Genomic DNA, 25,699 nt, shown 5'->3' on the forward strand with positions numbered 1-25,699 from the left:
CGCGCCGTGGACCTGGGGCAATTTCAGTGGCCCCGGGCGATCCATTCCTCCAGGTGCGGGGCCTCCGCCCCGATGGTCGTGGAGTCGCCGTGACCGGTCAGGACCTTCGTCTCGGGCGGCAGCGCCAGCAGCCGGTCACGGATCGAGTCGATGATCGTCGGGAAGTGGCTGTACGACCGTCCCGTCGCCCCCGGTCCGCCGGCGAACAGGGTGTCGCCCGTGAAGACGGTGGCGAGCCCGGGGTCGTAGAGGCAGACCGCGCCGGGCGCGTGCCCGGGCGTGTGCAGGACCCGCAGGTCGGCGCCCGCGGCCTCGATGACCTGGCCGTCCTGGAGATGGGCGTCGGGGTCGCGGTCGGGGTGGGTCTGCTTCCACAGGGGCAGGTCGTCGGGGTGCAGCCAGATGGTGGCGCCGGTGAGGTCCGCCAGTTCGGGCGCGGCGTCGATGTGGTCGTTGTGGGCGTGGGTGCACACGATCGCCGTCAGGCGACGGTCGCCGACGGCCTCGGCGATCGCCCGGGCGTCGTGCGCGGCGTCGATGACGACGACCTCGTGGTCGTCGCCGACGATCCACACGTTGTTGTCGACGTCCCAGGTGCCGCCGTCCAGGCTGAACTGGCCGGAGGTGACGAGGCGTTCGATGCGGGCGGTCATCAGAGCACCACCACCGAGCGCAGGACGTCGCCGTGGTGCATGCGCTCGAACGCCTTCTCCACGTCGGTGAGTTCGATGGTCTCGGTCACGAACGCCTCCAGGTCCAGGCGGCCTTGCAGATGCAGGTCGATCAGCATCGGGAAGTCACGGCTGGGCAGACAGTCGCCGTACCAGGAGGACTTCAACGCGCCACCGCGGCCGAACACGTCCAGCAGCGGCAGTTCCAGCTTCATCTCCGGGGTGGGCACGCCGACGAGGACGACGGTGCCGGCGAGGTCGCGGGCGTAGAAGGCCTGCTGGTACGTCTCGGGGCGGCCGACCGCCTCGATGACGACGTCGGCGCCGAAGCCGCCGGTCAGTTCGCGGATCGCCGCCACGGCGTCCGTCTCGCGCGAGTTGACGGTGTGGGTGGCGCCCATGCTGCGGGCCTTCTCCAGCTTGCGGTCGTCGATGTCCACCGCGATGATCCGGGCCGCGCCCGCGAGGTTCGACCCGGCGATCGCCGCGTCCCCGACGCCGCCGCAGCCGATGACGGCGACGGTGTCGCCCCGGCCGACGTTGCCGGTGTTGATCGCGGCGCCGATGCCGGCCATCACCCCGCAGCCGAGCAGGCCCGCGACCTGCGGGGAGACCGAGGGGTCGACCTTGGTGCACTGGCCCGCCGCGACGAGCGTCTTCTCGGCGAACGCGCCGATCCCCAGGGCGGGCGACAGTTCGGTGCCGTCGGTCAGGGTCATCTTCTGCTTGGCGTTGTGCGTGTTGAAGCAGTACCAGGGGCGTCCGCGCAGACAGGCCCGGCACTGCCCGCACACCGCACGCCAGTTGAGGATCACGAAGTCACCGGGGGCCACGTCGGTGACGCCCTCCCCCACCGACTCCACGACACCCGCGGCCTCGTGGCCCAGCAGGAAGGGGAAGTCGTCGCTGATGCCGCCCTGCTTGTAGTGCAGGTCGGTGTGGCACACGCCGCACGCCTGGATCTGCACCACGGCCTCGCCCGGGCCCGGGTCGGGCACCACGATCGTCTCCACCCGGACCGGCTCGTCCTTGCCCGGTGCGATCACGCCGCGTACTTCCTGCGCCATGGTGGTGAACCCTTCCTTCGGCCCTGTCCGTTCTCACCCCGACCCTACGTGTAACCGATCAGTAACGGGACGGGAGCGGAGCCCTCCGGGCTCATCTCAGGAAGTCCCGCACGGACCGCCCGAGCGCCGGCTCGTCGTGCGTGTCGGCCGCACCCAGGACCAGCAGCCGGTGCGGCACATGGACCAGGGTCTCGGCGACGTGCCCCGCCGAGATCCCCGGCCGGCCCTGTTCGACGAGCACGACATCCGCGCGGTCGGCGGCGAGGGCGGCCGTCCGCAGGCCGATCTCGTCGAAGGGACGGATGGTCGTCGCGTAGAGCACGGTCACGTCCAGCCCGGCGGTGGCGCGCAGCACCGGGTCGAGCGTGGCGCCGACCGCGAGGACCACGCCGCCGAGCCCTTCCCGTACGCGCTCGAAGCCCTCCCCGCCGCCGCGCGGCTCGGCGTTGGACTCGGCGGAGACATGCACGTACGCCCGCTCCCCGGCCCGCACCGCGCCCAGCACGGCCCTGCGCACCTCGTCGGGGTGCCCGGGCACATGCACGGTCCACCCCGGGGTGGCCGCGAACCGGGTCAGTTCCTCCACGGCGCCGTAGCCCAGGAGGAGGGTGCCACCCCCGGGGACGTCCTGCTGGAGGGAATCGGCGGCGGCGAGGAGCATGTCGGACTGCATGAGATGGCCTCCAGGTGAGGTTTTCTTGCAAAGGCGTCAAGAATCCGTCAGGAAACAACTCGACGGTTTCTCATCGGGCTCTGGATTCCCCTCACTTGAGCCATTCACCCCGTGAAATTCAACCTTTAACAAGCTCACAGGAATGTGGCCGTCTTTTTGCCCGGTCCAGATGTCCGCCTGGTTCTTCGCCGTGTCCTTTCGCGCTTAGGTGGACGCCGTCTCGCCCGCAGACGGAGTGGAAGGGGACATCCCGTCATGGTCCACAGCGACCCGCGTTCCGCAGCACGTCCGTTCGTCCGCCTCATCGCCGGGCCGACCGGTGTCGGCAAGAGCGCGGCGGCCACCGCGCTGGCCCGCGAGACCGGCGCCCCGATCGTGGTCGCCGACCGGTTGCAGTGCTTCACCGACCTGGCCACCACCAGCGCCCGGGCGGGCGCCGACGTCCCGGGGGTGCGCCGCCACTGGCTCGGGGACCGCACCTTCGCCGACGGCGACCTGTGTGCCGTGACGGCCACGGACGCGCTGGTAGAGCTGGTGGAACGGCTCGGCCGCCGGCACCGGCTGGTGATCGTCGAGGGCGGTTCGATCTCGCTGCTGCGGGAGCTCGCCGCCCGCCGGAGCGCGCTGGACTGGCGGCTGACGGTCGAGTTGCTCGCGCCGCCCGACCCGGCCGAGTACGTCGCGACCCTCACCCGCCGCGCCCACGAGATGCTCGCCCCGGACCCGCCCGGCCGCAGCCTCCTCGACGAACTCGCCGCGCTCTGGCGCGAGCCCCGGCAGCGGTGGCTCGCGGCGTCCGTCAACGGCTTCGAGGCGGTCCTCGAATGCTGCGCCAAGTACGGAATCGAAGTGACGGCTCTCGGCGAACAGCCGCTATCCACGCATGTTCTGGACCGGATGGCCACACTGATCGCCGAACGGCACGCCGAGCACGGATTTCTCCAGCACCGCGTGTTCTCCGAAATTTTCGACGGTCGAACAACGGAGTCCGGATCAGGGTTCGGGACAGTGGAGCGGGCAGCATGAATACGGTCCATCAGGACAGGGCATTCGCCGCGCACGATTTCGGCCACATCGTCGAGTCCCGGCCGCTCGACGTCCTCGCGCCGCGTTCCGGAGCCGAGGTCCAGGGCCTGGTCGCCTTCGCGGACCGGCACCGGCTGCCGGTCACGGCCCGGGGCCGCGGACTCGCCCCGTACGGGCAGGGCCAGGCCCATGGCGGATACGTCGTCGACATGGGCGCCCTGAACGAGGTGCGCTGCGTGCCGGGCGACCGGACGCTCGTCGCCGGGGCGGGGGCAACCTGGGGCGAGGTCGTGCGCGCCGCGCTGGCAGCGGGCCTCGTACCGCCCGTCCTCCCCGACCACCTCGGCGCCAGCGTCGGCGGGGTGCTCAGCACCGGCAGCTTCGGTGCCTCCAGTCACCGGTGCGGGCTCGTCGCCGACTGGGTAAGGGAGTTGGAGGTGGTCACCGGCACCGGCGAGCGCCTCGTCTGCTCCCCCGAACGGCACCCGGACCTCTTCCGGGCGGTCCTGGCGGGTCTCGGCCAGTGCGCGCTGATCCTGCGGGCCGTCCTCCGCCTGGTCCCCGCGCCCGAACGAGTCCGCCGCTACCGCCTCTACCACGACGATCCCGGACCGTACTTCGCCGACCAGCGGCGCATCGCCCGCGACGGCCGGTTCACCCATGTCGGGGGCCAGGCCCGCCCGGCCCTCGGCGGCGGCTGGCGCTACATGATCGAGGCGGTGGCCCCGCACGGCGGTGAACTCCCCTGCGTCGACGACCTGTTGATCGGCGACCTCGGCCACGACCGGGACACCGAGGAGATCGAGGACCTGTCGTACGGGGAGTACCTCCGTCGCCTGGACCGCGACGAACGGCTGCTGCGCGCCACCGGCGAGTGGGACCGCCCGCACCCGTGGCTCGGCCTGCTGCTCCCCGAGGAGGTGGCCGAGGCCTTCGTCCCGGGTGTACTCACCGAGCCCGAGCAACAGGGCCTGCGCACCTGCGGAGTGGTCCAACTGCGCCCGCTGAACGGCCGTACGCTGCGCGCGCCCATGCTGCGCAGGCCGGCCGGTGAACTCCTGTGCCTGCTCTCCCTGATGCGCACCGCACCGCCCGCCGACCCGGACACGGTACGGCGCATGGTCGCCGCCAATCGCGCGCTGTACGAGCGGGCCCGCGCCGTCGGCGGGGTCCTGCACCCCATGAGCGCGCTGCCGATGACACCCGAGGACTGGCGGCACCACTTCGGCCCCGGCTGGACGGACCTCGCGCACGCCAAGGACCGCTACGACCCGCACGCCATCCTGACCAGGGGGTACGGGCTGTGGGCGTGAGCACGGTGACCGTCTTCTGCGGCGCCTCCCCCGGCCGCCGGCCCGGCCATCTGCGCACCGCGGCCCGCCTCGGCCGGACACTGGCCGCGGCGGGGACACGGCTGGTCTACGGCGGTGCCCGCACCGGACTCATGGGCGCCCTCGCCGACGCGGCCCTGGCGGCCGGGGGCGCGGTGACCGGTGTGGTGCCGCGGGCCATGCTGCCGTACGAGATCACGCACACCGGGCTCACCGAGCTCGAGGTCGTGGCCGATCTCCATGAACGCAAGGCGCGGATGGCCGAGTCGGGGGACGCCTTCGTGGCGCTGCCGGGCGGTCTGGGTACGGCGGAGGAGCTGCTGGAGGTGCTGTCGTGGGCCCAGTTGGGTCTGCACCGCAAGCCGTGTCTGCTGCTCGACCCGGACGGCTTCTACCGCCCGCTGCTGGCCTTCCTGGAGCAGGCGCGGGACGAGGGTTTCCTGCACGCCGGGGACCTGGAGCGGATCGTGGTGTGCAGGTCGGTCGAGGAGGTCATGGCGCGGCTGACCGAGGCACAGGCGCAGGAGGCCCCGGCGTGGGTGGCGCACGGCCGGACGGCGTTCCTGTTCTCGGCGGCCGGGTCCCAGCAACCGGGCATGGGACGCGAACTCCACGCCACGTCAACGGTGTTCGCCGACGCCCTCGACGCGGTCTGCGGACGGCTCGACCCGTATCTCGACCTGCCGCTGCGGGACGTGATGTTCGCGCCCGCCGGAACGCCCCGGGCCGCACTGCTGGACCGGGTGGCGTTCGGACTGCCCGCGATCTTCGCCCTCCAGGTCGCCCAGTTCCGGCTGCTGGAGAGCCAGGGGCTGCGGCCGCACGTGCTGTTCGGCTACTCGGCCGGGCATCTGGCGGCGGCCCACGCGGCGGGCGTGTTCTCACTGCCGGACGCCTGCCGTGCGGTGGGCACGCTGTCGCGGCTGGTGCGGGCGCTGCCGGAGGGCGGGTGCATGGCCGCGGTGGAGGCGTCGCCGCAGGAGCTGCGACCCGGGCCGGGCGCGGTGCTCGCCGCGGTCAACGGGCCCCGGGCCGTGGTGGTGTCCGGGGACAGGGCGGCGGTGACCGCGGAGTGCGAGAAGTGGACGGCCCGGGGCCGCCGCACCCACGTCCTGCGCGTCGACGCCGCTCCCCACTCGCCCCGCTTCGACCCGATCCTCGCCGACTACCACCGCGCCCTGCGCACGATGGAGCTCCACGTCCCGCGCATCCCCCTCCTGTCGGACACGACCGCCCGCCCGGTGACCCGCGAGGCCACCGAACCCGGTTACTGGGTACGGGCGTTGCGTCGGCCCGTGCGGTTCGCGGACGCGGCGGCCCGGCTCCGCGCCGACGGCACGACCACCTTCCTCGAACTGGGTCCCGGCGAGGTCCTCACCGGCATGCTCGACGCCTGTCTGCCGCGCGGCGCCGACCGGCCGCTGCTGCTCTCGATGACCCGGAACTGGCGCGCCCTGGGCCCGGCGGCCGACGTAGCCTGAATGCTCCGCCCGACTCCGAGGGAGCGCCGTGAGCATCGCAGAGCCCGAGCAGGCCACGCCCACCTGGCGACTGCTGCTGGGATACGTCCGGCCGCATCGGTGGGCGCTGCTGCTGGGCGCCCTGCTCTCGCTCGTGACGGGCGCCACGGGGCTGCTGCTGCCGCTCGTGGCGAGGGAGTTGATCGACGACCTGTCCCACGACCGCACCGTCACGGGCGCGTTGCTCCTCATGTCGGCCCTGGTGGTGGGCAACGCGGCGGTGGGGGCGCTGGGTTCGTACGTGCTGCGCCGCACCGCCGAGTCGGTGGTGCTCGGCGCGCGGCGCGCTCTGTCGTCGTATCTGCTGCGCCTGCGCATCACGGCCGTCGACCGCACCGAGCCAGGCGATCTGATGTCGCGCATCACCTCGGACACGACGCTGCTGCGCGAGGTCACCACCGACTCCCTCGTCGGCCTCGGCACGGGCGGGCTGACGCTCGTCGCGACGATCGTGATGATGGGCCTGGTCGATCCGGTCCTGCTGGGTGTCACCCTGGTCGTCATCGCCGCCGCGGGCACGGTCCTCGGCGTGATCGTGCCGCGCATCAACCGGGCCAGCCGGCAGGCGCAGGACGCGGTCGGGGTGATGGGCGCCTCGCTGGAGCGGATCCTCGGCGCGCTGCGCACAGTGAAGGCGTCCGGCGCGGAACACCGGGAGGAACGCACGCTGCACGAGGCCGCCGAGGAGTCCTGGCGACAGAGCGTGCGCGCCGCCAAGTGGTCGGCGGCGGCGGGCAATACGGCGGGTCTGGCGATGCAGATCGCCTTCATCACGGTCCTCGCGGTCGGCGGGGCACGGGTGGCGACCGACGCGATCGATGTGGGCACGCTGGTGGCGTTCCTGCTGTACGTCTTCTATCTGATGTCGCCGATCCAGCAGGTCGTCGGCGCGATCACGCAGTACCAGACCGGTGCCGCGGCCCTGGCCCGCATCCAGGAGGCGCTCCGGCTGCCCGCCGAACCGGCCGACCTGCCCGCCCCGTTGCCCACACCGGGCGCGGCTCCGGCCACCCTCACCTTCACGGACGTCCGCTTCCGCTACGCCGACGACCTGCCGTACGTCCATCACGGAGTGACGTTCTCGGTGCCGGCCCAGGGCATGACCGCGTTCGTCGGCCCGTCGGGCGCCGGCAAGACCACGGTGTTCTCGCTGATCGAGCGCTTCTACGACCCCGAGTCGGGCGGCATCGCGCTGGACGGCCGCGACCTCGCCGACTGGCCGCTGCCGCAGCTGCGTTCGGCGATCGGGTACGTCGAGCAGGACGCGCCCGTCCTGTCGGGCTCGCTGCGGGACAACCTGCTGCTGGGCAACCCGGAGGCGGCCGAGGACGCCCTGACCCGCGTGCTCAAGACGACCCGGCTGGACGGTCTGGTGGCCCGGTTGCCCCGCGGCCTGGACACGCTCGTGGGCCACCGCGGCACCAAGCTCTCCGGCGGCGAACGCCAACGCGTCGCCATCGCCCGCGCGTTGCTGCGCCGCCCGCGCCTGCTGCTCCTCGACGAGGCGACCTCGCAGCTGGACGCGGTCAACGAGGCGGCGCTGCGCGACACCGTCGCCGACGTGGCCCGTACGACCACCGTCCTCGTCGTCGCGCACCGGCTGTCCACCGTCACCATGGCCGACCGGATCGTGGTGATGGACGCGGGCCGGGTACGCGCGGTGGGCACGCACCGCGAACTCGTGGCGTCCGATCCGCTCTACGCGGAGCTGGCGGCGACGCAGTTCCTGGCCACGGCGGAATGAACTCCGGTCTCAGGGGCGGCGGTTACGCTTCCGCACCAGGGCACGCACCGACTTCGACCCGACAATGCCGACCAGCATGCCCGCGAGCGGGAGCGCGATGTCGACCCACGGGTCGCGGATGGGCTTGTAGACGGCCGTACCGTCCTTGATCTCGATGTATCCGAGCGGCCTGGCGTCGACACCGCCTCCCCCGCCACCGCCCTCCCCGCTCCGCGTGGTGCCGCTCTCATGCCCTGCGCCGCCGCCGAAACCGAAGCTGACCCGGGCGACAGGGACGACCGTGACGCCGTCCCGGGTGATCGGCTCGCCGTACACGGCACTGACGGTGGCCTTGCCGCCGAGCTTCTCGGCGAGGCGTTCCAGCAGGGTGGTGGATGCTTGGACGGCGCCGAGTTCGGTCGACGGCGTGGACGCGGAGGTCTCTTGGGCGGCGGTCATCGCCTCACCCTAGGCCGGAGGCCGCCGCTCCGGCAGGGGCCGTGAAGTTTGCCCTAGCCCTCCAGTCGGCGCAGCCGTTCGGCGTCACAGGTGCGCGGGCAGGTGGAGCAGGCCTCGGCCGGGCGGATCGCGTAGAACATGCAGCAGCCGGTACGGGTCCGGGTCGCGTGGCGGCGGCCGTCCGCGCCGGCCAGGTAACGGAAGTCGGCGCCACTGGGATACGGCGGTACGGCCACCGGCAGCACCTCGGTGGCGGCTCTGATCGCGGCGCCTTCCTGGCCGAGCATCCGGCCGAGGTACCACAGGGCGGAGACGAGGTCGTCGGAGACCATGCCCCACAGGGCGCGTGAGCGGCGGCGCGCGACGGGGGCGATCGCGGCGAGCAGGGGCCGCATGTGCTCGGCGAGACCCATCCTCAACTGGGCGCGCAGTTGCTCTTCCTGAGGGAGCGTCAGCACTCCGGGGTGGGCGGCCATCGGATCGTCGGTCAGGCAGGCGAGTTCCGTGCCGGGGGTGATGGTGTACGTCCCCGAGGCGAGGTCGAGGCGGAGATCTTCGGGGCGGATGCGGGGCACCCGGCGTTCGAGGTACCAGGGGCCGCCGATGAGCATGCCGACGGTCCAGGCGTAGTCGTGCAGGGCGCGGGAGGCGGCGACGTCCGGGCGCGGGCGCGTCCCGTAGCGATCGTGAACGCGGGCCGCCTCTGCCTCGACGAAGGCGTTCAGCGCGACGGGATCGGCCGCCAACTCGGCGGCCGTCACGCCCCCTTGTGCCGTTCGAACCACTCTCACGTCGAGCGCTTCGCAGACGCCGGCCAGGCGCCGGTAGACGTCACCGAGCGCTTGGGCGACAGCGCCGTCCGGCGAGGTCTTCAGGGCCACGGGCATCGGCGCGCTCCCCCACAGAGAGGTTTGATAGGTAAGCCTTACCTTAGCGTGATCAAGGGAGGTCCATGTCAAGCCACGTCAAAGCATCCTCACAGCCAGTTGAAAACTAAAGCAAGCCTCACCTAAGCTCACCGCTCGTGACTGCGACCCAACGGGGCGCACCCCCCACAGGTGTGCCCTTTCGTGCCTTCAGGCACATACCGCTCCTCCTGACCGGCCTCGCCGCCCTGACCCTGTGCACCGCACTGAGCCTCGCGCTCGGCGCCCGCTCCGTACCGCTCCCCACGGTGGTCGACGCCCTCTTCGGCGACGCCCACGGACGGGACGCTCTCGTGGTGACCGGGCTGCGGCTGCCGCGGACCGTCATCGGCCTCGTGGTCGGCGCCGCGTTGGGCGTCGCCGGTGCCGTTGCGCAGGCAATCACCCGCAACCCGCTCGCCTCGCCGACGACCCTCGGCATCAACGCGGGGGCGTCCTTCGCGGTCGTCGTCGCGATCTTCGCCCTGAAGCTCAACGACCCGGTCGAATACGTGTGGTTCGCGTTCGCCGGTGCCGCCGCGGCGGCCCTCTTCGCCCAGGCGCTGGCCCGCCGCGCCGGGGACATCGATCCCGTACGGCTCGCGCTGGGCGGCACCGTGCTCCAACTCGTGCTGCTGTCCTGGACGTCCGCGGTGATGCTGCTGAACCAGCGCACGCTCGACGAGGCCCGCTTCTGGCTCGCCGGTTCCCTGGCCGGGCGCCCGCTCGACACGCTGTGGCCGGTCCTGCCGACGCTGCTGCTCGGGATCGTCGTCGCGCTGGCGGTCGCCCCCGCCCTCAACGCCCTTGCCCTGGGCGACGATTCGGCCCAGTCCCTCGGTGTCCCGGTCGCCCGCATCCGGCTCGCGGGCGGCATCGCGGTCGTCCTGCTCGCCGGGTCGGCGGTCGCGGTGGCAGGACCGGTCGCCTTCATCGGCCTGGCCGCCCCCCATCTCGTACGACCGCTGCTCGGCGCCGACCACCGGCTGCTCCTGCCCGGCTGTCTGATCGCGGGCCCGCTGCTCCTGCTGTCGGCCGATGTGCTCGGCCGGATGGTGCTGCGCCCCTCGGAGCTGGAGGTCGGCATCGTGACCGCGTTCCTGGGCGCGCCCCTGCTGGCGCTCCTGGCCCGGAAGGTGGCCCGATGAGCGGCGTCCGCACCCGGGTCGCGGTCTTCGCCGCCCTCGGACTTCTGGCGCTTTTCGCGCTGCTCACCGTCTCCCTGACGACCGGCGAGATGCGCATCCCCGCCGGCACGGCGCTGCGCGCGCTCGTCGGGCTCGGCGACGGCGGTGACGTACTCGTGGTGCAGCAGTTCCGGGCACCCCGCGCGGTGGCGGCGATCGCCGGCGGAGCCGGGCTCGGGGTCGCGGGCTGTGTGCTGCAACGGCTGTTCCGCAACCCGCTGGCGTCCCCGGACGTCATGGGCGTGACCGGCGGGGCCTCGCTGGGCGCGGTCGCGCTCATCGCGGCCGGCGCCTCGCAGACCCTGATCCCCTTGGGCGCGTTGGCCGGCGGGCTCCTCTCGGCGCTGCTGCTCGGCGTGTTCGCCTGGGGCTCCGGGCTCTCCGTCACCCGGCTGGTGCTCACCGGCCTCGCGGTCCAGGCGGGCCTCGCCGCCGCCGTGAACCTGATGATCGTGCGCTTCCCCGCCGAACTCGCCGGATCGGCGCTGCAATGGACCACGGGTTCGGTGTACGGGCGGACGTGGACGGAGGTGTGGGGAGCGGGCGGCGCCCTGCTGGTTGCGCTCGCCGCCGCTCTCGTCCTGCACCGCAGGCTGGCCGTGCTCGATCTCGGCGACGACTCGGCGGGCGCCCTCGGCCTCAACACGGCCACGGCACGCCTCCAACTCCTCGTCCTCGCCGTCGTGTTGGCGTCCCTGGCCGCCTCGCTCGCGGGCCCGGTGACCTTCGTCGCGCTCGCCGTGCCGCACGTCGTGCGGTTCCTCACCGGGCCGCCGACCGCCGTGTCCCTCGCCCTCGCCGGGCTCACGGGGGCGGTGCTGCTGCTCGCCTCCGACCTGGTGGTGCAGCACCTGCTGCCGATCGAGGGGCTGCCGGTCGGCGCGGTGACGGCCACGCTCGGCGCGCCCTGGCTGCTGGTGCTGATGTTCCGGCAGAGCTCGCCCGTACAGAGGACCCACGCATGACCGCGGAGACGCCTGTGAACACGCCCAACCAGCTCGCCACCGAGGCCCTCGACCTCCGCTACGGCGACCGGCTCGTCGTCGGCGGCCTCGACCTCACCCTCCCGGGCGGCGCCGTCACCGCGATCGTCGGCCCCAACGCCTGCGGCAAGTCGACGCTGCTGCGCGGCCTGAGCCGCCTGCTGGCCCCGTCGGCCGGCACCGTCACCCTCGACGGCTCCGACATCCACCGCATGCCGGCGAAGGCCCTGGCCCTGCGCATGGGTCTGCTGCCGCAGCAGCCGGTCACCCCGGAGGCGATCACCGTCGAGGCCCTCGTACGGCTGGGCCGCTATCCGCACCAGCGGCTGCTCAGCCCCTGGTCGGCGGCCGACCAGCAGGCGGTCGACGAGGCCCTGGAGCGCACCGGCACCGCGTCCCTGCGCGACCAGGCCGTGGACCGGCTCTCCGGCGGTCAGCGCCAACGCGCCTGGATCGCCCTGGCGTTGGCGCAGGACACCGAACTGCTCCTGCTCGACGAGCCCACCACCTTCCTCGACCTCAGGCACCAGCTCGACGTGCTCGACCTGGTCGCCGAACTGCACGCCGAGGCGGGCCGCACCGTGGTGATGGTGCTGCACGACCTCGGACAGGCCGCCCGTTACGCGGACCACATGGTGGTCCTCAAGGACGGCCGGCTCGCCGCCGCCGGAGCCCCGGCGGACGTCCTCGACGCGGAGCTGGTCAAGTCCGTGTTCGACGTGGACTGCCGGGTCGTCCCCGACCCGGAGACCGGCACCCCGCTGGTCGTCCCCAGAAGCAGCGCGGCCCGGCGTTCCGCCGCGACCGCCTGACCCGCTCACCTACCCAGAAAGAACAGCCCCCCATGTTCCAGCGCTTCGCCCTGCCCGGAATCAGAAGGATTCTGGCCACCCTGCTCGCCGTCGTACTCGGTACGGCCGCCCTGGCCGCCTGCGGCGGTTCCGACTCCGGCTCCGACGACTCCGCCGCCGCCCAGCCCGCCGCCGACTCGGCCGGTTTCCCGCGCACCCTCAAGACCGCCATGGGCGACGTGAAGATCCCGTCCCAGCCGAAGCGGGTCGTCGTCCTCGACACCGGCGAGCTGGACGACGTCACGCTGCTCGGCATCGACCCGGTCGGCGCGGTCGCCCCGCACTTCAAGACCGAGGGCGGCTTCCCGACGTATCTCAAGGGCGAGTTGAAGGACACCGCCGACGTCGGTCCGCTCCTGGAGCCCAACCTGGAGAAGATCGCCTCCCTGAAGCCGGACCTGATCCTGTCCTCCAAGGTCCGCCACGAGAAGGTCTACGACAAGCTCAGCGCGATCGCCCCCACCGTCTTCACCGAGACCACCGGCGGTGTCTGGAAGGAGAACCTCAAGGTCCACGCCGAGGCGCTGGGCCTGGAGAAGGAGGCCGCGGCCAAGCTCAAGGAGTACGAGACACAGGCGAAGGCGCTCGGTGAGGCCATCAAGAAGAAGGACGGCGGCACCATGCCGACCGCGTCCGTGGTCCGCTTCATCGCCGGCCCGACCCGGCTGTACCAGTCCAACTCCTACAGCGGTGTCGTCCTGAACGACATCGGCTTCGAGCGGCCGTCCTCGCAGGTCTCTGACGACCCCGAGGTCACGATGAAGGACGTCAGCCCGGAGGAGATCGACCAGGCCGACGCCGACCTGATCTTCGTCACCTCCGCGGACGTCGACGACAAGACCCAGAAGAAGCAGGTCACTTCCAACCCGGTGTGGAAGGACCTCCCGGCCGTCAAGGACGGCAAGGTCTTCGAGGTGCCGGACGAGACCTGGATGTCCGGCATCGGTGTGCAGGCCGCGGAGCAGATGCTCGCGGACGTCGCGAAGGCCACCGGCGTCGAGCTCCCCGCCAAGTAACTCCCGCTGAACCGGGGCGGGCCGCGACCCCCGGCCGGGCCCGCCCCCGTCAACCCCCCACCCGCTAGCGGAAGTTCCCCCTCACCCATGCGCCTGTACCTGCTCGCCCTCAATCCGACCGACGCCGTCACCGAGGGCTTCCTGCCCGCCGCGGACCGGCTGGGCCTGGACGTCACCGTCCTCACCGACCAGGCCGCCGCCCACCGCGCCAGGTATCCGGACGTCGAGATCCTGGAGTGCGACGTCCGTGACTTCCGGGCCGTCGTCACCCGTATCTCCACCCACCACCGCCCCGACGCCGTCTTCACCAACAGCGACCACCTCCAGACCCAGGCCGCCCTGGCCGCCGCCTACTTCGACCTGCCCGGCAAGGACTGGCGGGCCACCCTGCGCTGCAAGGACAAGGCGGAGATGCGCCGCCGGCTCGCCGCCGCGGGCGTGGACACGGTCTGGTCGGCCGAGATCACCGAACCGGCCGCTCTCCCGGATGCCCCCTACCCCTGCGTGGTCAAGCCGCGTGAGGGCGTCGCCAGCGAGGACGTCGTCCTCATCGACGGCCCGGAGGAGCTGGCCACCCGCACCAAGGAGATCCTCGAGCGCCGCCCGGACACGGTCCTCGTCGTGGAGGAGTACCTCCCCGGCGAGCTCCACACCCTGGAGACCCTCGGCGACGGGCAGGTCCGCCACGTCCTGGGCGGCTTCCACACCGAGCTGTCGCCCCCGCCGTACTTCGTCGAGGAACGCCTCACCTTCGTCCCCGCCCACCCCGAGCCGGTGGTCGCCCAGATCCTCGCCCAACTGGACGCGCTGGGCGTCGGGTTCGGCGCCTGCCACACGGAGTTCGTGGTGCACGAGGGCCGGGCGCGGATCATCGAGGTCAACTACCGGGCCATCGGCGACCAGTGCGACCTGCTGCTGGCACGGCTCCTTCAGATCCCGCTCTTCGAGCACATCCTCCGCACCCACCTGGGCGAGCCGCTCCCCACGGACCTCGGCGCCCGCCGCGACGGCGCCGCCCGCCTGGAGTACCCGTGCGCCGACCGCGCCGGCCTCCTCACCGAAGCCCCGGCCGCCACCGAACTCACGGTGGACGGTGTCCACCTGACATACCGTCCGCTGCGGCCGACCGGCGAGCGGCACGAGCTGTACCGCACCAACCGCGACTACCTCGGCGTCCTGCGCGCCACCGGCACCGACCAGCCGACGGTGGACCGGGTGACGGCCGACTACCTGGCGGGCCTGCGCTGGGAGATCCAGCCGTGACGGCGACCTGTGACGCCGAGCTGCTGACCCGCGTGCTCAGCGCCCTCCTCCGCGAGGACGCCGTGGGCCTGCGCACCCGCAGCACCCTCGTCGACCGCCCGGACGGCCCCTGGCTGCGCCTGCCCACCGAGGACGACGCCCTGTTGCTGCCTGTCGTCGAGGACGGCTTCCAGTGCGAGTACGCCGCCCGACTGCCGCTGCTCGTCCGCGAGTCGGACGGCACGGAACTCGACTCGTACGACACCGTCCTCACCGCACTGCGCGCGCTCGCCGACCCCGTCGACCGCGGCGGCTACGACGCCTTCGCCGAGGAGTGCCGGCAGACGCTGGCCACCATGCGGCTGCACGCGACCTCGCCCATCGACCTCGGCGCGGACTCCACCCGGTGGCCATCGCTCGCGTACGACGCCCTCGCCGCCCGTCTCGACCATCCCGTGTATCCCACGGCTCGCGGACTCGCAGGGCTCTCCGATGATCAACTGTGCGCTTACGCACCGGAGTTCCACCCTCGGTTCGCCCTGCGCTGGCTGGCCGTGCCCCGCGAGTCCGTCGCCCTCACCGGCACCCTCCCGAAGTTCTGGCCCAGTTGCGCTGACCTCGGGCTGGCGGCGGCCGAGGGCACCCATCTGCCCCTGCCGGTCCACCCGTTGACCGTGGACGCCCTGCGCCAGGCCCGCCTTCCCAAGGGGGCGCTCTTCGCCGACCGTGCCCATCTCGACGTCGTACCGACCCTGTCGATGCGCACGGTGGCCGTGGACGAGACACACCACCTCAAACTCCCCCTCGCCACCTCCACGTTGGGCCTGCGCAACAAGCGGTCCATCAAGCCCGGCACCCTCGTGGACGGCGCGGCGGGACAGCGGCTCGTCGAGGCCGTGCTCGCCCGTGAACCCCGCTTCCGGGACACGATCCTGCACGCCGACGAGACCACGTACGCCCATGCCGGGCACGAGTTGCTGGCCGTGCTCTGCCGCCGCCTCCCGGCCGGGCTGGAGGACGCCGAGGTCGTACCCCTGGCCGCCCTGCTCGCCGAAGCGCCGGACGGGCGGCTGGTCCTCGACCACCTGGCCGACCGCTTCTACGGCGGTGACCCGCTCGCGCTGCTGGACGCCTTCCTGACGCTGCTCTTCGACTGGCAGACCACGCTGTTCGGGTACGGCATCGCGCTGGAGTCGCACCAGCAGAACGTCTCGCTGGTGCTGCTGCCCGGAAGCCTGCGGCTGCTGTTCAAGGACGACGACGGGCCGCGGATCAACCCGAAGCGGCTGGGTGCGGTCCTGCCCGGCCCGTGGGGTTTCGACGACGCACGGACCTATGTCACCGGCGACGGCCCGGTGGCCGACGTGTTCACCACCATCACCGTCCATCTGTGCGCGGGCGCCTACGCGTTCGGGCTGCCGCGGCAGCGCCGGGCCGTGCTGGATCTCGTACGGGACCGGCTGACGGAGGCGGTGAACCGGCTCGGCGGCGATGCCGCCGAGGTGCTGCGGGCCCGGGTGCTCCGGGCGCCCCGGCTGCCGGTGAAGGCGATGGTCACGGCCGGGACGCTGCTGTCCAAGGAGCGCTCGGGCGCCACCGACGTCAACAAGCACTACATCACCGGCCCCAACTACCTGCTCCCGAACGGGGGCCCGGCATGAGCGCCGCCCAGGCCGTCCGACTGCCGCGCACCGGCTTCGGGCGCGGCCAGGTGCACGCCGTGGCGGGCTGCTACTTCGTGGCCTCGTTCGCGGCCCTCGGCCTGCCGCCGTATCTCACCGAGATCCTCCCGGAGTTGGGCGACCACCAGGCCCGCTGGGCGGGGGTGCTGTATGTCGTGCCGACCGTGTTCGGCGCGCTCGCGGCCCCGCTGTGGGGGCGGCTCGCCGACCGCTACGGCCGCAAACGGCTGCTGCTGCGGGCCCAGTTGGGGCTGACGGTCGCGTTCCTGCTCGCTGGCTGGGCCGACTCGCTGGCGACCTTCACGCTGGCGCTCGTCCTCCAGGGCGTCCTGGGCGGCACGTTCGCCGCCTCCAACGGATATCTGGGCGCGGCACTGGAGGGCCCGGCCCTGTCCAAGGCGCTCACCCTGATGCAGGGCAGCGCCCGGGCTGCGCTGGTGGTGGCGCCGATCGTGGTCGGCACGCTGTCCGGCTGGCTGTCCCCGCACCGCCAGTACGCGCTGCTCGCCGTACTGCCGCTGACGGCCGCGCTGTTGCTCGCGGCGCTGCCGGAACCGGGGCCCGCCGAGCACCGGAAGACCGACGCCGTCGCCCCTCCGCCGACGGCTCCCGTGGTCTCCCTCCGGGCCCTGTACACAATGGAGTTCGCGTTCGTGTTCTCCACCGTCATCTCCTTCCCGTACCTCATCGCCCTGGTCGACGACCGGCTGCCAGGTACCTCGCCCACCTTGTCCGGAGTGCTCTTCGCCCTCCCCCACCTGTGCTATCTGGTGGCCGCGCTGGCCGTGCACTCCGCCTTCCGGGACCGTCCCCGGGCCGGGATCGTGCTCGGCTTCGTCCTCATCGCCCTCGGTCTCGCCGGACACGGCGTCGCCGCGAACCTGCCCGCCCTGATCGCCGTACGGCTGCTGCTCGGCGCCGGTCTCACCCTCGGCCTGGTGTGTCTGCAGGTGCTGGCCGCGGAGTGCGCCAAAGGGCGGGCGCCCGGCGGCATGTTCGGGTCCCTGGAGTTCTTCTCCAAGGCCGGCGCGGTCGTCGCGGGCCTCGCCGCCGCCGCGGGCAGCGCCCGCTTCGGCCCGGCCGCTCCCGTGCTGACCGGCGCCGCCGCAGCCGCCGTCACCGCCGTGGCGACCCTCCTCCCCTCCATGACCCCCCGCTGGAGCCGCTGATGCCCCCGCTCGCCCCCACTCCCGAGCGCACCGCCCTGCCCACGGCCGACGAGGTCGTGGCCCACACCCTCCTCAACTGCCTGCTGCGCGAGGTCTCCGGGCCCGAACGCCAGAGCGTCGTCGACGACGGCACGCTCCTGCTCCGGCTGCCCCGCCGCGGGGTCCTGCTGCGCGTCGCCCTGCGCCGCACCTCGCTCCTCGGCGCCCACCGCTTCACCGGGCCCGTCCACGAACAGCGCGGCACCGACTGGGCCGAGGTCGACTGGCGGCGCCTAGCCGCGTACACGCACGACGAGCTGTCGCTGCGCACCGGCGTGCGCAACGAGGAGTTCCTGGACCAGGTCGCCTCCAGCCACGAGTCCGTGACGACCGCGCTCACCACGCCGAGCGCCTCACCAGCCACCGACGCCTACCTCGCCTCCGAACAGTCCCTGCTGTTCGGCCACCGCTTCCACCCCACCCCCAAGGCCCGTACCGGCGACCCGCGCGCCTGGTCCGCGTACGCACCGGAGGCCGGGGCCGTCTTCCCGCTGCGGCACCTCGCCGTACGCGACCATCTGATCGCCGAGGAGGCCGCCGAGCCGTCGGCCGTCGCCCCCCTGGACCGCCCGCGCGCCGACATCCCGGAGGGCTACCGGCTGCTGCCCGCCCACCCCTGGCAGTACGAGACGCTCCGCGACCATCCGACCCTGCGCGCGGCCCTCGCGCGCGGCGACGTCCTCGATCTCGGCCCGGGCGGGCGGCCGTTCGCGGCCACGGCGTCCGTGCGCACGCTGTACGACGGGGAGACCTTCCTCAAGTTCAGCCTGAACGTGCGGATCACCAACTGCCTGCGCAAGAACAGCAGTTACGAGCTGTCCGGCGCCGTCGCCCTGACCCGCGCCCTCGCCCCGGCGCTGGCCGACCTCGCCCGCCGCTTCCCCGGCAGCGCCGTGCTCCGTGAGCCCGCCTACCGCACGCTCGCCCTGCCGGGCCCCGGCGGCACCCCGGACCGGGCGCTGTTCGAGGGCTTCGGCGTCATCGTCCGCGAGGGCCTGCCCGCACGCCTCGCGCCGGGCACCACCCCGCTGCTGGCCGCCGCGGTGGCCGACGAGTACCCGACCAGCGCGGCACAGATCTCCCGCCTCCTCGGCACACCGGACGCCCGCGCGGCCCTCGACTGGTGGTCGGCCTATCTCGACCTGCTGATCCCCCCGGTCCTGGCCGCCTACTTCGACCACGGCCTGGTCCTGGAACCCCATCTCCAGAACGTCGTGGTCTGCGTGGACCGCGCCGGCCTGCCCGCCCAGGTCCTCTTCCGCGACCTGGAGGGCACCAAGCTGATCCCCGAGCACCACGCCGACACGCTGGCCGCGCTGCCTCCCGAGGTCGCGACGCCGATGACGTACGACGCGCGGCGCGGCTGGGACCGGGTCGTCTACTGCCTGCTGGTCAACCATGTGGCCGAGCTGCTCGCCGCCCTCGCCGACCTGCACCCGCAGGCGGAGGCCGCGCTGTGGCACCGCGTGCGGGCGACGCTCCAGAGCTACGCGGACCGCCACGGCTGCCCGCCCCGTCTGGCCGCCCTCCTCGCCGGCGTCCCGCTGCCCGCGAAGGCCAACCTGCTCACCCGCTGGGAGCGCAAGGCCGACCGCGAGGCCGGATACGTCCGCCTGCCGTCCCCGCTCGCCGAGGACATCCTGACCGGGAGCACCCGATGACGACGCCCCGCACGGTCCACGGCCACGCCCTATCCCTGCCCGCCGACGAACTCCCCGCCTACCTCTACGACTTGGCGGCCCTCCGCACCCACGCCGCGACCGTCCGGGACGCCCTCCCCGAGCGCGTCGAGCTCTACTACGCGGCCAAGGCCAACCCCGAGCCGGAGATCCTCGCCGCGCTCGGTCCGTACGTCGACGGTTACGAGGTCTCCTCGGGCGGTGAACTCGCCCATGTCGCCAAGGCCGTGCCGGGCCGCCCCCTGGCCTTCGGCGGGCCCGGCAAAACACCGGACGAGGTGACGGCCGCGCTGGAACAGGGAGTCGACCGCTTCCACGTCGAGAGCGCCTACGAGCTGCGGATGCTGGCCGAACTGGCGCGGAGAAGCGGACGGCGCATCGCGGTGCTGCCGCGCGTCAACCTGCCCCTCCCGGACGACTCGTTGGCGGGCAGCTCGCTGGCGATGGGCGGACACCCGACCCCGTTCGGCATGGACCCCGCCCAGGCCGCCGAGGTCGTGCGCACGCTCGCCGACGGCACCTACCCGCATCTCGAACTCCGCGGCATCCACGCCCACTTAGCGAGCGGCCTGGAGGCGCCCGAGCTTCTCACGGCGGCCGCGGCCGTGGTCGCCTGGGCCACCGGCCTCGGTGTCCCGCTCGCCGAGATCAACGTCGGCGGCGGCATGCACGTCGACTACACCGACCCCGAGCGCCGCTTCGACTGGGCGGCATACGGCAGCGGGCTCGCCCGACTCGCCGAGGCACACCCGGAGTTGACGCTGCGGATCGAGCCGGGCCGGGCGCTGACGGCGTACTGCGGCTGGTACGCCACGGAGGTGCTGGACGTGAAGCCCAGCCACGGCGAGGAGTTCGCCGTGGTCCGAGGCGGCACCCACCACCTGCGCACCCCGGCGACGAAGGGACACGACCAGCCCTGCTCGGTCCTGCCGGTCGAGGCGTGGCCGCATCCCTGGACGCGCCCCGCCGCCGAGGGCGAACACGTCACGCTGGCAGGGCAGTTGTGCACCCCGAAGGACACCCTCGCGCGCCGGGTGCCCGCCGCCGGGCTGCGGGCCGGTGACCGGGTGCTGTTCTCACTGGCGGGTGCCTACGCCTGGAACATCTCCCACCACGACTTCCTGATGCACCCGCGGCCCGGCTTCCACTTCCTGGACGCCGGGCCGGAACAGGGTGTCTAGAACCCGAAGGGGGTTTCTAGAAGGGGTAGTGCGCCTGCTGGGTGGCGATGGTCACCCAGCGGGTGTTGGAGAAGGCCTCGATGCCCCAGCGGCCACCGAAGCGGCCGTACCCGGAGGCCTTGAAGCCGCCGAACGGGGCCTGCGGCTCGTCGGCCACCGACTGGTCGTTGATGTGCACGATGCCGGTGCGCACCCGGCGCGCGACAGCCAGGCCGTGGGTGGCGTTCTCGGTGATGATGCCGCAGGTCAGACCGTTGTCGGTGTCGTTGGCGACGGCCACCGCGGCGGCGTCGTCGGCGAACGTCTCCACCACGCACACCGGCCCGAAGGCCTCCGCGTGATAGAGCTCGGCGTCCTTCGGCACGTCGGTGAGCACGGTCGCCGGGTGGACCGCGCCGTCCGGCTCGCCGCCTCCGGTGAGGACCTTGGCGCCCTTGGCGACCGCGTCCTCGACCAGCCGGGCGACGCGCTGCGCGGCGGAGGCGGCGACCAGCGGGCCGACCACGGTGTGCGGGTCGGAGGGGTCGCCGGACGGGAGCGAGGCGGTCTTGGCGGCGAACTTGCGGGTGAACTCCTCGGCGAGGGACTCGTGGACGAGGATGCGGTCGCCGGACATGCAGATCTGCCCGGCGTTCATGAACACACTGAAGGTGACGGCGTCGACGGCGTAGTCCACGTCCGCGTCGGCCAGCACGATCACCGCGTTCTTGCCGCCCAACTCCAGGACGGCGGGCTTGAGATGACGCGCCGCGTGCTCGCCGATGATGCGGCCGACGTTGGTGGAGCCGGTGAAGTTCACGGCCCGTACCCGCTCGTCGGCGATCAGGACCTCGGCGATCTCGGCGGCGTCCGCCCGGTCGTTGGTGATGACGTTCAGCACGCCGTCCGGCAGCCCGGCCTCGCGCAGCACGTCGGCCACGAACAGGCCGCAGGCCAGCGGCGCGTCCTCGCTCGCCTTCACGACGACCGTGTTGCCCGCGGCCAGCGGCGCCGCGACCGCCCGTACGCCGAGGATGACCGGCGCGTTCCACGGCGCGAACGCGGCGACCACGCCCACCGGTTCACGCACCGCGAGGCCGAGCGCGCCCTGCTCCTGCGCGGTGAGCACCTCACCGCGCGGGGCCGTCACGGAGGCCGCCGCCTCGCGCAGCATGTTGGCGGCGAGCGCCACGTTGAAGTACGCCCACGGCCGGGTGCCGCCGGCCTCGCCCGCCATGAGCTCGGCGACCTGGTCGCCCTTGCCCTCCAGCAGGTCGGCCGCCTTCAAAAGGATCGCGCGCCGGGCGAAGGGGGCCAGCGCCGCCCACTCCTCGAACGCCGCGTCGGCCGCGTCCACGGCCCGCCGTACGTCCTCGGGGCCCGCCGCCGCGACGGTCGCGTACACCTCCCCGGTGTAGGGGTTGAGGTCCTCGGCCGTCCGGCCGGAGGCGGCGGGCACGTCCTTGCCGCCGATGAGCAGTTCGCGCGTGATGGGCATGATGCGGGCCTCTTCGTTCGCCACGAGAATGTGTGCACTGCGAGAAAACGTTCGTCACGTGAACCAAGATTCACTTGCTAAGCGCATGCTCCGCGTGGCCCCGGGCAATGTCAAGGGCCGCCCGGTGTGCCCGGACGGCCCTTGGTGTGGACGTGCGCGTACGACGCCGTACGCGGATCAGACGACTACTGGATACCCGGCAGCAGCCCGGTGACCGGGGCGACCAGGTCGGTCACCTGGCTCAGCTGGTTCAGGTCGTTCAGGCGGTTGAGCTGGGCCAGCTGCTCGGTCGGGCGCGGGATCTCGGCCTTGTGCTCCGCGGGGATGTCGCTCACGGTCAGCGAGTCGAGCGTGGCCATCGGGCTGAGCCTGGAGGTGTCGGCGTCCACGGGGGCCGCGCTCGCCATCGGTGCGGCGAGGCCGGTGACACCGGCGGCGAGACCGACGACGGCGACGATACGTCGAGTGGAGATCATGTTGTCAGCAACGCCGGCACGCCCGGCGCGGACACGGGTGCCGGGCCTGTCTCACCCGTCAGGCGGAGTGCCCCGGTTGCGCTTGCCGAGACCGGCGGGGCGGAGGAGTCTCGAAGGTGAGACCCGGGCGGCCCCTCCCCTCGGGCCGCGGGCCTCACAGGAGGTCATCATGGGCGCGTTCAGCACGGAGACATTGCGTCAGGGCATCGAGGGAGACAAGGCCGCGAATCTGCTGTCGCTCTACGCGGACGACGCGGAGATACGCATCGTGGACCGCAACACCCAGCCCAGCAATCCGAGGGTCCTGCACGGCCGGAGCGAGATCGGCGAGATGCTGGAGGACGTCTACAGCCGGGACATCAAGGCCCACAAGCTGGAGAAGTGCATCATGCAGGGCGACCAGGTCGCGTACACCGAGTCCTGCGAGTACTCGGACGGGGTCAGGGTTTTCGCCGAGTCCATGGTCACGCTGCGCGACGGCAAGATCGCCGAACAGATCATGCTCCAGGCATGGGACGAGTAGGGAGAAGTCTGCCGAAGGTCCAGATCACGTCCCGGTTGACCTGGACCTTCTCGGCGCGTGCGGGCCTCGGCCGGTCCTTCCCGGTACGGTCCCGGCGCGCCCTGCCGGCATCGACGGCAGCCCGGCTCGCGTCCGCCGCGCTGATGCGGTCGGTCCTGCGACGGACGCGGCCCCGCCCGCTCCCTCCGCCCCCGCACGGCCTGCGCAGGCGGCGCCGGGGTTAGGCTGGGGGCGGGCCGTGACTGGCGCTGAGGTGGAGCACCACCGGGGAGCGGCCCGTACGACATGAAGCCGTGCGCCTGGGCGAACCCGACCGTCAGCCCAGGAGTGGATCATGACCCAGGCACGTCTCATGGACGGCACCGCGCTCGCCCGACGCATCGTCGAGAACACCGCACAGCGCGCCGCCGACCTCACCGAACGCACCGGCACGACGCCCTGTCTCGCGACCGTTCTGGTCGGCGCGGACCCCGCCTCCGTGACGTACGTCCGCATGAAGCAGAACCGCTCCCGCAAGGCCGGGATCGCCTCCCGGCACGTGGAGTTGCCCGCGGCGACCACCACCGAGGAACTGGTGGACACACTCCGGCAGCTCTCCGCCGACCCCACCGTGCACGGCATCCTGCTCCAGCACCCCATGGGCGCTCACATCGACGAGCGGGCCGCGTTCGAGGCGATCGCGCCCGAGAAGGACGTCGACGGCGTCACGTTCGCCTCGTTCGCGACGATGAGCTTCGGCCTGCCGGGCTTCGTGTCCTGCACGCCCGGCGGCATCATGCGGCTGCTCGACGCGTACGACGTCGACCCGTCCGGCAAGCGGGCGGTGGTCGTCGGCCGCAGCGCGATCCTCGGCAAGCCCGCCGGCATGCTGCTGCTCGCCCGGGACGCGACGGTGACGTACTGCCACTCGCGTACGGCGGACCTGTCGGCGGCCGTGCGGGAGGCGGACATCGTGGTCGCCGCCGTGGGCCGGCCGAAGCTCATCAAGGGCCAGGACATCAAGCCGGGCGCGGTCGTGATCGACGCCGGGTACAACGAGGGGAACATCGGCGACGTCGACTTCGACTCCGCCGTCGAGCGGGCCTCGCTGATCACCCCGGTGCCGGGCGGCGTCGGTCCGATGACGATCGCCACCCTGCTGGAACAGACGGTGGACGCGGCCGCCCGGCAGCTCGGGGTGGGTCAGCGCGTCCAGGCGCTGTAGTCCATGACGTCGCCGGCCTTCACGCCGTACTCGGGCTCCGCCTTCGTGAAGGTGGTCTCCAGGCCGAGTACGGCGCCGGTGGCCGGGTCCATGATCAGCATCTTGCGGGTTGCCGACTGCTCGTACACGTACGCCTGGCCGCGCCGCCCCAGCCGGTCCGTCACCTGCCCGACGGGCTTCAACCCGTCGGCGTCCGCGAGGAGTTGAGCGAGCGCCGCCGACTCCCGGGCGCCGAGCTGCCAGGTGTCGAGGACGTAGTCGACGGCGTCGAGGAGCTCGCCCGTGTCCAGCGGGGTCTTGCTGTAGGCGGCCTCCTGGAGGTAGGCGCGCAGCCGGGGCACGTCGTGCGGGGGCGGGGACTGGGGCGGGGCGTCGCTCCAACTGGGCGGGTACGTCCGGGTGGTGCGGTCGTGGCCGTCGTCCACGGTCTCCGTGTGGCTGTCGTCGGCGTTCCAGCGGACGATGCGCTCCTCCGGGTAGGTGATCGGCGGCTTGTCGTCGCTCATGCCCAGGCTCCAGGTCCGCACATGGGTGCCCTTGCGGAGCTCGGCCGAACCGTCCGCCGCCCGCGCCCGCTCCGCCAGGGTTTCCAGGGGTACGGGGGTGGAGTCGGCCCGCACGACCAGCGGGCGGGGCGCGGCGACCGCCGGCGCGGTGGTCTGGCCGGTGAACAGCAGTGCCGAGACGAGCGCGGCGACGACGCCGGTGGCCGCGAGCCCCCAGTACAGCCGGGGGCGGCGGGAGGTCCGTTGCCCCAGCAGCCGGTCGAGCTGCCGCTCGGCGTGGTGGTCGAGGGGGCCGTCGCCGAAGTGGGGGCCGTCGACGGGCACCGGGTTGGCGCGGCGCAGGAGGTCGAGTTCGTCAGCCATGGCCGTTCTCCTTCAAAGCGGCGGTGGTCGTGGGGCGCATCCGGTCGATCTCGGCTCTCAGCCGGCGCCGGGCCCGGTGCAGCCGCATCGACGCGGCGCGGCGCCCACAGCCGAGGACGACGGCGACCTCCTCGATGCCGAGTTCCTCCCACGCGGTGAGCCGCAGCACCTCCTGGTCGGCCGGGGAGAGCCGGGCGAGGGCGTCGTGCACCCAGGCGCCGGGGGTCTCGGCGTCCGGGCCCGCCTCGATGTGCCGCCCGTGTGCCGTGTCGTCGTTGCCCAGCCGGTCCACCAGGCGCCGCCTGCGCCCGTGCCCGCGTACCGCGTTGGCCAGGCAGTTGCGTGCCACGCCGTACAGCCAGGGCAGCGGGGCCGGTGGCAGGTCGGCGCGGCGCCGCCAGGCGACGGTGAACACCTCCGCCACCACTTCCTCCACCTCGCTCGGCCGCCCGTCCAGTCGCCGCGCGACATAGCGGCTGACCGCCCAGTAGTGCTCGCGATAGGCAGCGGCGAAGTCGTCGTCGTTGCTCATGTTCCGTTCGTGTCCGGCACCTTCGGGATCGTCACAGCCGTCTTCCGTGATTCTCCTCGCGTCCCCGAAGTGTGGCGTCCGGGCGGGGCGCGGACACAGGCGGGGCATGAGACACCTGAAGTGGCTGACGACCACGGATCACAAGACGATCGGAACGCTGTACCTCGTCACGTCGTTCGCGTTCTTCTGCATCGGTGGCGTGATGGCGCTGCTC

The 25,699-nt window shown here is 72.6% G+C and carries 24 protein-coding genes and 1 riboswitch; of the genes, 15 read left to right on the top strand and 9 right to left on the bottom strand.

The window, feature by feature from the left end:
- Positions 1 to 23 precede the first annotated feature (23 nt).
- The 3 genes from IQ210_RS29430 to IQ210_RS29440 form a co-directional block, all read right to left on the bottom strand.
- Positions 24 to 653 carry an MBL fold metallo-hydrolase gene (locus IQ210_RS29430; RefSeq protein ID WP_194082180.1) on the bottom strand — a complete coding sequence of 210 codons (630 nt, stop codon included), beginning with the start codon at positions 651 to 653 and terminating at the stop codon, positions 24 to 26.
- A complete protein-coding gene (locus IQ210_RS29435; protein ID WP_194082181.1) occupies positions 653 to 1,738 on the bottom strand; it encodes an S-(hydroxymethyl)mycothiol dehydrogenase in 1,086 nt (361 codons plus the stop codon). The genes IQ210_RS29430 and IQ210_RS29435 overlap by 1 nt, the downstream gene beginning before the upstream one ends.
- A 91-nt stretch (positions 1,739 to 1,829) precedes the next feature.
- On the bottom strand, positions 1,830 to 2,411 hold the full coding sequence (locus tag IQ210_RS29440; protein WP_194082182.1) for a transketolase: 582 nt from the start codon (positions 2,409 to 2,411) through the stop codon (positions 1,830 to 1,832).
- Between the two features lie 255 nt (positions 2,412 to 2,666).
- Here IQ210_RS29440 and IQ210_RS29445 point away from each other — a divergent pair, with 255 nt between their 5' ends.
- From IQ210_RS29445 to IQ210_RS29460, 4 genes are read left to right on the top strand one after another with little or no spacing between them, the layout of a single operon-like run.
- The gene (locus IQ210_RS29445; protein ID WP_194082183.1) at positions 2,667 to 3,437 is read left to right on the top strand and encodes an isopentenyl transferase family protein; all 771 of its coding nucleotides are present in this window, start codon (positions 2,667 to 2,669) and stop codon (positions 3,435 to 3,437) included.
- Positions 3,434 to 4,750: an FAD-binding protein gene (locus IQ210_RS47960; RefSeq protein ID WP_194082184.1), complete on the top strand. Its 1,317-nt coding sequence runs from the start codon at positions 3,434 to 3,436 to the stop codon at positions 4,748 to 4,750. Before IQ210_RS29445 ends, IQ210_RS47960 begins: the two co-directional genes overlap by 4 nt.
- Positions 4,747 to 6,249, top strand: coding sequence for a TIGR00730 family Rossman fold protein (locus tag IQ210_RS29455; protein WP_322656928.1), 1,503 nt, complete (start codon positions 4,747 to 4,749; stop codon positions 6,247 to 6,249). The genes IQ210_RS47960 and IQ210_RS29455 overlap by 4 nt, the downstream gene beginning before the upstream one ends.
- 28 nt (positions 6,250 to 6,277) lie before the next feature.
- The gene (locus IQ210_RS29460) at positions 6,278 to 8,032 is read left to right on the top strand and encodes an ABC transporter ATP-binding protein (RefSeq protein ID WP_194082186.1); all 1,755 of its coding nucleotides are present in this window, start codon (positions 6,278 to 6,280) and stop codon (positions 8,030 to 8,032) included.
- Between the two features lie 9 nt (positions 8,033 to 8,041).
- Here the strand turns inward: IQ210_RS29460 and IQ210_RS29465 are convergent, their stop codons facing one another.
- Both IQ210_RS29465 and IQ210_RS29470 read right to left on the bottom strand, forming a co-directional pair.
- Positions 8,042 to 8,470 carry a GerW family sporulation protein gene (locus tag IQ210_RS29465; protein WP_194082187.1) on the bottom strand — a complete coding sequence of 143 codons (429 nt, stop codon included), beginning with the start codon at positions 8,468 to 8,470 and terminating at the stop codon, positions 8,042 to 8,044.
- A gap of 53 nt (positions 8,471 to 8,523) precedes the next feature.
- Positions 8,524 to 9,357 carry a (2Fe-2S)-binding protein gene (locus tag IQ210_RS29470; protein WP_194082188.1) on the bottom strand — a complete coding sequence of 278 codons (834 nt, stop codon included), beginning with the start codon at positions 9,355 to 9,357 and terminating at the stop codon, positions 8,524 to 8,526.
- A gap of 173 nt (positions 9,358 to 9,530) precedes the next feature.
- Between IQ210_RS29470 and IQ210_RS29475 the strand changes: the two genes are divergently transcribed.
- The 9 genes from IQ210_RS29475 to IQ210_RS29515 all read left to right on the top strand — a co-directional run bounded on the left by IQ210_RS29475 (position 9,531) and on the right by IQ210_RS29515 (position 20,404).
- Positions 9,531 to 10,523 carry a FecCD family ABC transporter permease gene (locus tag IQ210_RS29475; protein ID WP_194082229.1) on the top strand — a complete coding sequence of 331 codons (993 nt, stop codon included), beginning with the start codon at positions 9,531 to 9,533 and terminating at the stop codon, positions 10,521 to 10,523.
- Positions 10,520 to 11,527 (top strand): FecCD family ABC transporter permease, encoded by a 1,008-nt coding sequence (locus IQ210_RS29480; RefSeq protein WP_194082189.1) that lies wholly within the window; start codon positions 10,520 to 10,522, stop codon positions 11,525 to 11,527. Before IQ210_RS29475 ends, IQ210_RS29480 begins: the two co-directional genes overlap by 4 nt.
- Positions 11,524 to 12,357: an ABC transporter ATP-binding protein gene (locus IQ210_RS29485; RefSeq protein ID WP_194082190.1), complete on the top strand. Its 834-nt coding sequence runs from the start codon at positions 11,524 to 11,526 to the stop codon at positions 12,355 to 12,357. Before IQ210_RS29480 ends, IQ210_RS29485 begins: the two co-directional genes overlap by 4 nt.
- Before the next feature lie 32 nt (positions 12,358 to 12,389).
- Positions 12,390 to 13,412, top strand: a complete 1,023-nt coding sequence (locus IQ210_RS29490) for an ABC transporter substrate-binding protein (RefSeq protein WP_194082191.1) — start codon at positions 12,390 to 12,392, stop codon at positions 13,410 to 13,412.
- A gap of 87 nt (positions 13,413 to 13,499) precedes the next feature.
- Positions 13,500 to 14,675: an ATP-grasp domain-containing protein gene (locus IQ210_RS29495; protein WP_194082192.1), complete on the top strand. Its 1,176-nt coding sequence runs from the start codon at positions 13,500 to 13,502 to the stop codon at positions 14,673 to 14,675.
- Positions 14,672 to 16,315, top strand: coding sequence for an IucA/IucC family protein (locus tag IQ210_RS29500; RefSeq protein ID WP_322656931.1), 1,644 nt, complete (start codon positions 14,672 to 14,674; stop codon positions 16,313 to 16,315). Before IQ210_RS29495 ends, IQ210_RS29500 begins: the two co-directional genes overlap by 4 nt.
- Entirely contained in the window at positions 16,312 to 17,505 is a 1,194-nt protein-coding gene (locus IQ210_RS29505) for an MFS transporter (protein ID WP_194082193.1), read from the top strand. Before IQ210_RS29500 ends, IQ210_RS29505 begins: the two co-directional genes overlap by 4 nt.
- Positions 17,505 to 19,205, top strand: a complete 1,701-nt coding sequence (locus IQ210_RS29510) for an IucA/IucC family protein (RefSeq protein WP_194082194.1) — start codon at positions 17,505 to 17,507, stop codon at positions 19,203 to 19,205. Before IQ210_RS29505 ends, IQ210_RS29510 begins: the two co-directional genes overlap by 1 nt.
- Positions 19,202 to 20,404 carry a type III PLP-dependent enzyme gene (locus tag IQ210_RS29515; RefSeq protein WP_194082195.1) on the top strand — a complete coding sequence of 401 codons (1,203 nt, stop codon included), beginning with the start codon at positions 19,202 to 19,204 and terminating at the stop codon, positions 20,402 to 20,404. The genes IQ210_RS29510 and IQ210_RS29515 overlap by 4 nt, the downstream gene beginning before the upstream one ends.
- A 16-nt stretch (positions 20,405 to 20,420) precedes the next feature.
- Here the strand turns inward: IQ210_RS29515 and IQ210_RS29520 are convergent, their stop codons facing one another.
- Both IQ210_RS29520 and IQ210_RS29525 read right to left on the bottom strand, forming a co-directional pair.
- On the bottom strand, positions 20,421 to 21,881 hold the full coding sequence (locus IQ210_RS29520; protein WP_194082196.1) for an aldehyde dehydrogenase family protein: 1,461 nt from the start codon (positions 21,879 to 21,881) through the stop codon (positions 20,421 to 20,423).
- Between the two features lie 185 nt (positions 21,882 to 22,066).
- Positions 22,067 to 22,357 carry a hypothetical protein gene (locus tag IQ210_RS29525; protein WP_194082197.1) on the bottom strand — a complete coding sequence of 97 codons (291 nt, stop codon included), beginning with the start codon at positions 22,355 to 22,357 and terminating at the stop codon, positions 22,067 to 22,069.
- A 169-nt stretch (positions 22,358 to 22,526) separates the two neighbouring features.
- On the opposite strand from IQ210_RS29525, the gene IQ210_RS29530 reads away from it, so the two are divergent.
- Together IQ210_RS29530 and IQ210_RS29535 are read left to right on the top strand one after the other, a co-directional pair.
- Positions 22,527 to 22,880, top strand: a complete 354-nt coding sequence (locus IQ210_RS29530) for a nuclear transport factor 2 family protein (RefSeq protein WP_194082198.1) — start codon at positions 22,527 to 22,529, stop codon at positions 22,878 to 22,880.
- A gap of 228 nt (positions 22,881 to 23,108) precedes the next feature.
- Positions 23,109 to 23,192: riboswitch (ZMP/ZTP riboswitch) on the top strand.
- A gap of 22 nt (positions 23,193 to 23,214) precedes the next feature.
- Positions 23,215 to 24,084 (top strand): bifunctional 5,10-methylenetetrahydrofolate dehydrogenase/5,10-methenyltetrahydrofolate cyclohydrolase, encoded by an 870-nt coding sequence (locus tag IQ210_RS29535; protein ID WP_194082199.1) that lies wholly within the window; start codon positions 23,215 to 23,217, stop codon positions 24,082 to 24,084.
- On the opposite strand, the gene IQ210_RS29540 is transcribed toward IQ210_RS29535, so the two are convergent.
- Both IQ210_RS29540 and IQ210_RS29545 read right to left on the bottom strand, forming a co-directional pair.
- Complete coding sequence (locus IQ210_RS29540; RefSeq protein WP_194082200.1) at positions 24,063 to 24,953, bottom strand: CU044_5270 family protein; 891 nt, start codon at positions 24,951 to 24,953, stop codon at positions 24,063 to 24,065. The genes IQ210_RS29535 and IQ210_RS29540 overlap by 22 nt on opposite strands.
- Positions 24,946 to 25,485 (bottom strand): RNA polymerase sigma factor, encoded by a 540-nt coding sequence (locus tag IQ210_RS29545; RefSeq protein ID WP_194082201.1) that lies wholly within the window; start codon positions 25,483 to 25,485, stop codon positions 24,946 to 24,948. The genes IQ210_RS29540 and IQ210_RS29545 overlap by 8 nt, the downstream gene beginning before the upstream one ends.
- Between the last annotated feature and the right edge of the window lie 214 nt (positions 25,486 to 25,699).

It is taken from the genome of Streptomyces justiciae (assembly GCF_015163075.1).
In the GTDB taxonomy this organism is placed as follows: domain Bacteria; phylum Actinomycetota; class Actinomycetes; order Streptomycetales; family Streptomycetaceae; genus Streptomyces; species Streptomyces justiciae.

Bases quoted from the DNA above. Each gene is read 5' to 3' on its own strand.
- IQ210_RS29430 (WP_194082180.1), bottom strand. From the start codon at position 653: ATGACCGCCCGCATCGAACGCCTCGTCACCTCCGGCCAGTTCAGCCTG.
- IQ210_RS29435 (WP_194082181.1), bottom strand. From the start codon at position 1,738: ATGGCGCAGGAAGTACGCGGCGTGATCGCACCGGGCAAGGACGAGCCG.
- IQ210_RS29440 (WP_194082182.1), bottom strand. From the start codon at position 2,411: ATGCAGTCCGACATGCTCCTCGCCGCCGCCGATTCCCTCCAGCAGGAC.
- IQ210_RS29445 (WP_194082183.1), top strand. From the start codon at position 2,667: ATGGTCCACAGCGACCCGCGTTCCGCAGCACGTCCGTTCGTCCGCCTC.
- IQ210_RS47960 (WP_194082184.1), top strand. From the start codon at position 3,434: ATGAATACGGTCCATCAGGACAGGGCATTCGCCGCGCACGATTTCGGC.
- IQ210_RS29465 (WP_194082187.1), bottom strand. From the start codon at position 8,470: ATGACCGCCGCCCAAGAGACCTCCGCGTCCACGCCGTCGACCGAACTC.
- IQ210_RS29470 (WP_194082188.1), bottom strand. From the start codon at position 9,357: ATGCCCGTGGCCCTGAAGACCTCGCCGGACGGCGCTGTCGCCCAAGCG.
- IQ210_RS29480 (WP_194082189.1), top strand. From the start codon at position 10,520: ATGAGCGGCGTCCGCACCCGGGTCGCGGTCTTCGCCGCCCTCGGACTT.
- IQ210_RS29485 (WP_194082190.1), top strand. From the start codon at position 11,524: ATGACCGCGGAGACGCCTGTGAACACGCCCAACCAGCTCGCCACCGAG.
- IQ210_RS29490 (WP_194082191.1), top strand. From the start codon at position 12,390: ATGTTCCAGCGCTTCGCCCTGCCCGGAATCAGAAGGATTCTGGCCACC.
- IQ210_RS29495 (WP_194082192.1), top strand. From the start codon at position 13,500: ATGCGCCTGTACCTGCTCGCCCTCAATCCGACCGACGCCGTCACCGAG.
- IQ210_RS29505 (WP_194082193.1), top strand. From the start codon at position 16,312: ATGAGCGCCGCCCAGGCCGTCCGACTGCCGCGCACCGGCTTCGGGCGC.
- IQ210_RS29510 (WP_194082194.1), top strand. From the start codon at position 17,505: ATGCCCCCGCTCGCCCCCACTCCCGAGCGCACCGCCCTGCCCACGGCC.
- IQ210_RS29515 (WP_194082195.1), top strand. From the start codon at position 19,202: ATGACGACGCCCCGCACGGTCCACGGCCACGCCCTATCCCTGCCCGCC.
- IQ210_RS29520 (WP_194082196.1), bottom strand. From the start codon at position 21,881: ATGCCCATCACGCGCGAACTGCTCATCGGCGGCAAGGACGTGCCCGCC.
- IQ210_RS29525 (WP_194082197.1), bottom strand. From the start codon at position 22,357: ATGATCTCCACTCGACGTATCGTCGCCGTCGTCGGTCTCGCCGCCGGT.
- IQ210_RS29530 (WP_194082198.1), top strand. From the start codon at position 22,527: ATGGGCGCGTTCAGCACGGAGACATTGCGTCAGGGCATCGAGGGAGAC.
- IQ210_RS29535 (WP_194082199.1), top strand. From the start codon at position 23,215: ATGACCCAGGCACGTCTCATGGACGGCACCGCGCTCGCCCGACGCATC.
- IQ210_RS29540 (WP_194082200.1), bottom strand. From the start codon at position 24,953: ATGGCTGACGAACTCGACCTCCTGCGCCGCGCCAACCCGGTGCCCGTC.
- IQ210_RS29545 (WP_194082201.1), bottom strand. From the start codon at position 25,485: ATGAGCAACGACGACGACTTCGCCGCTGCCTATCGCGAGCACTACTGG.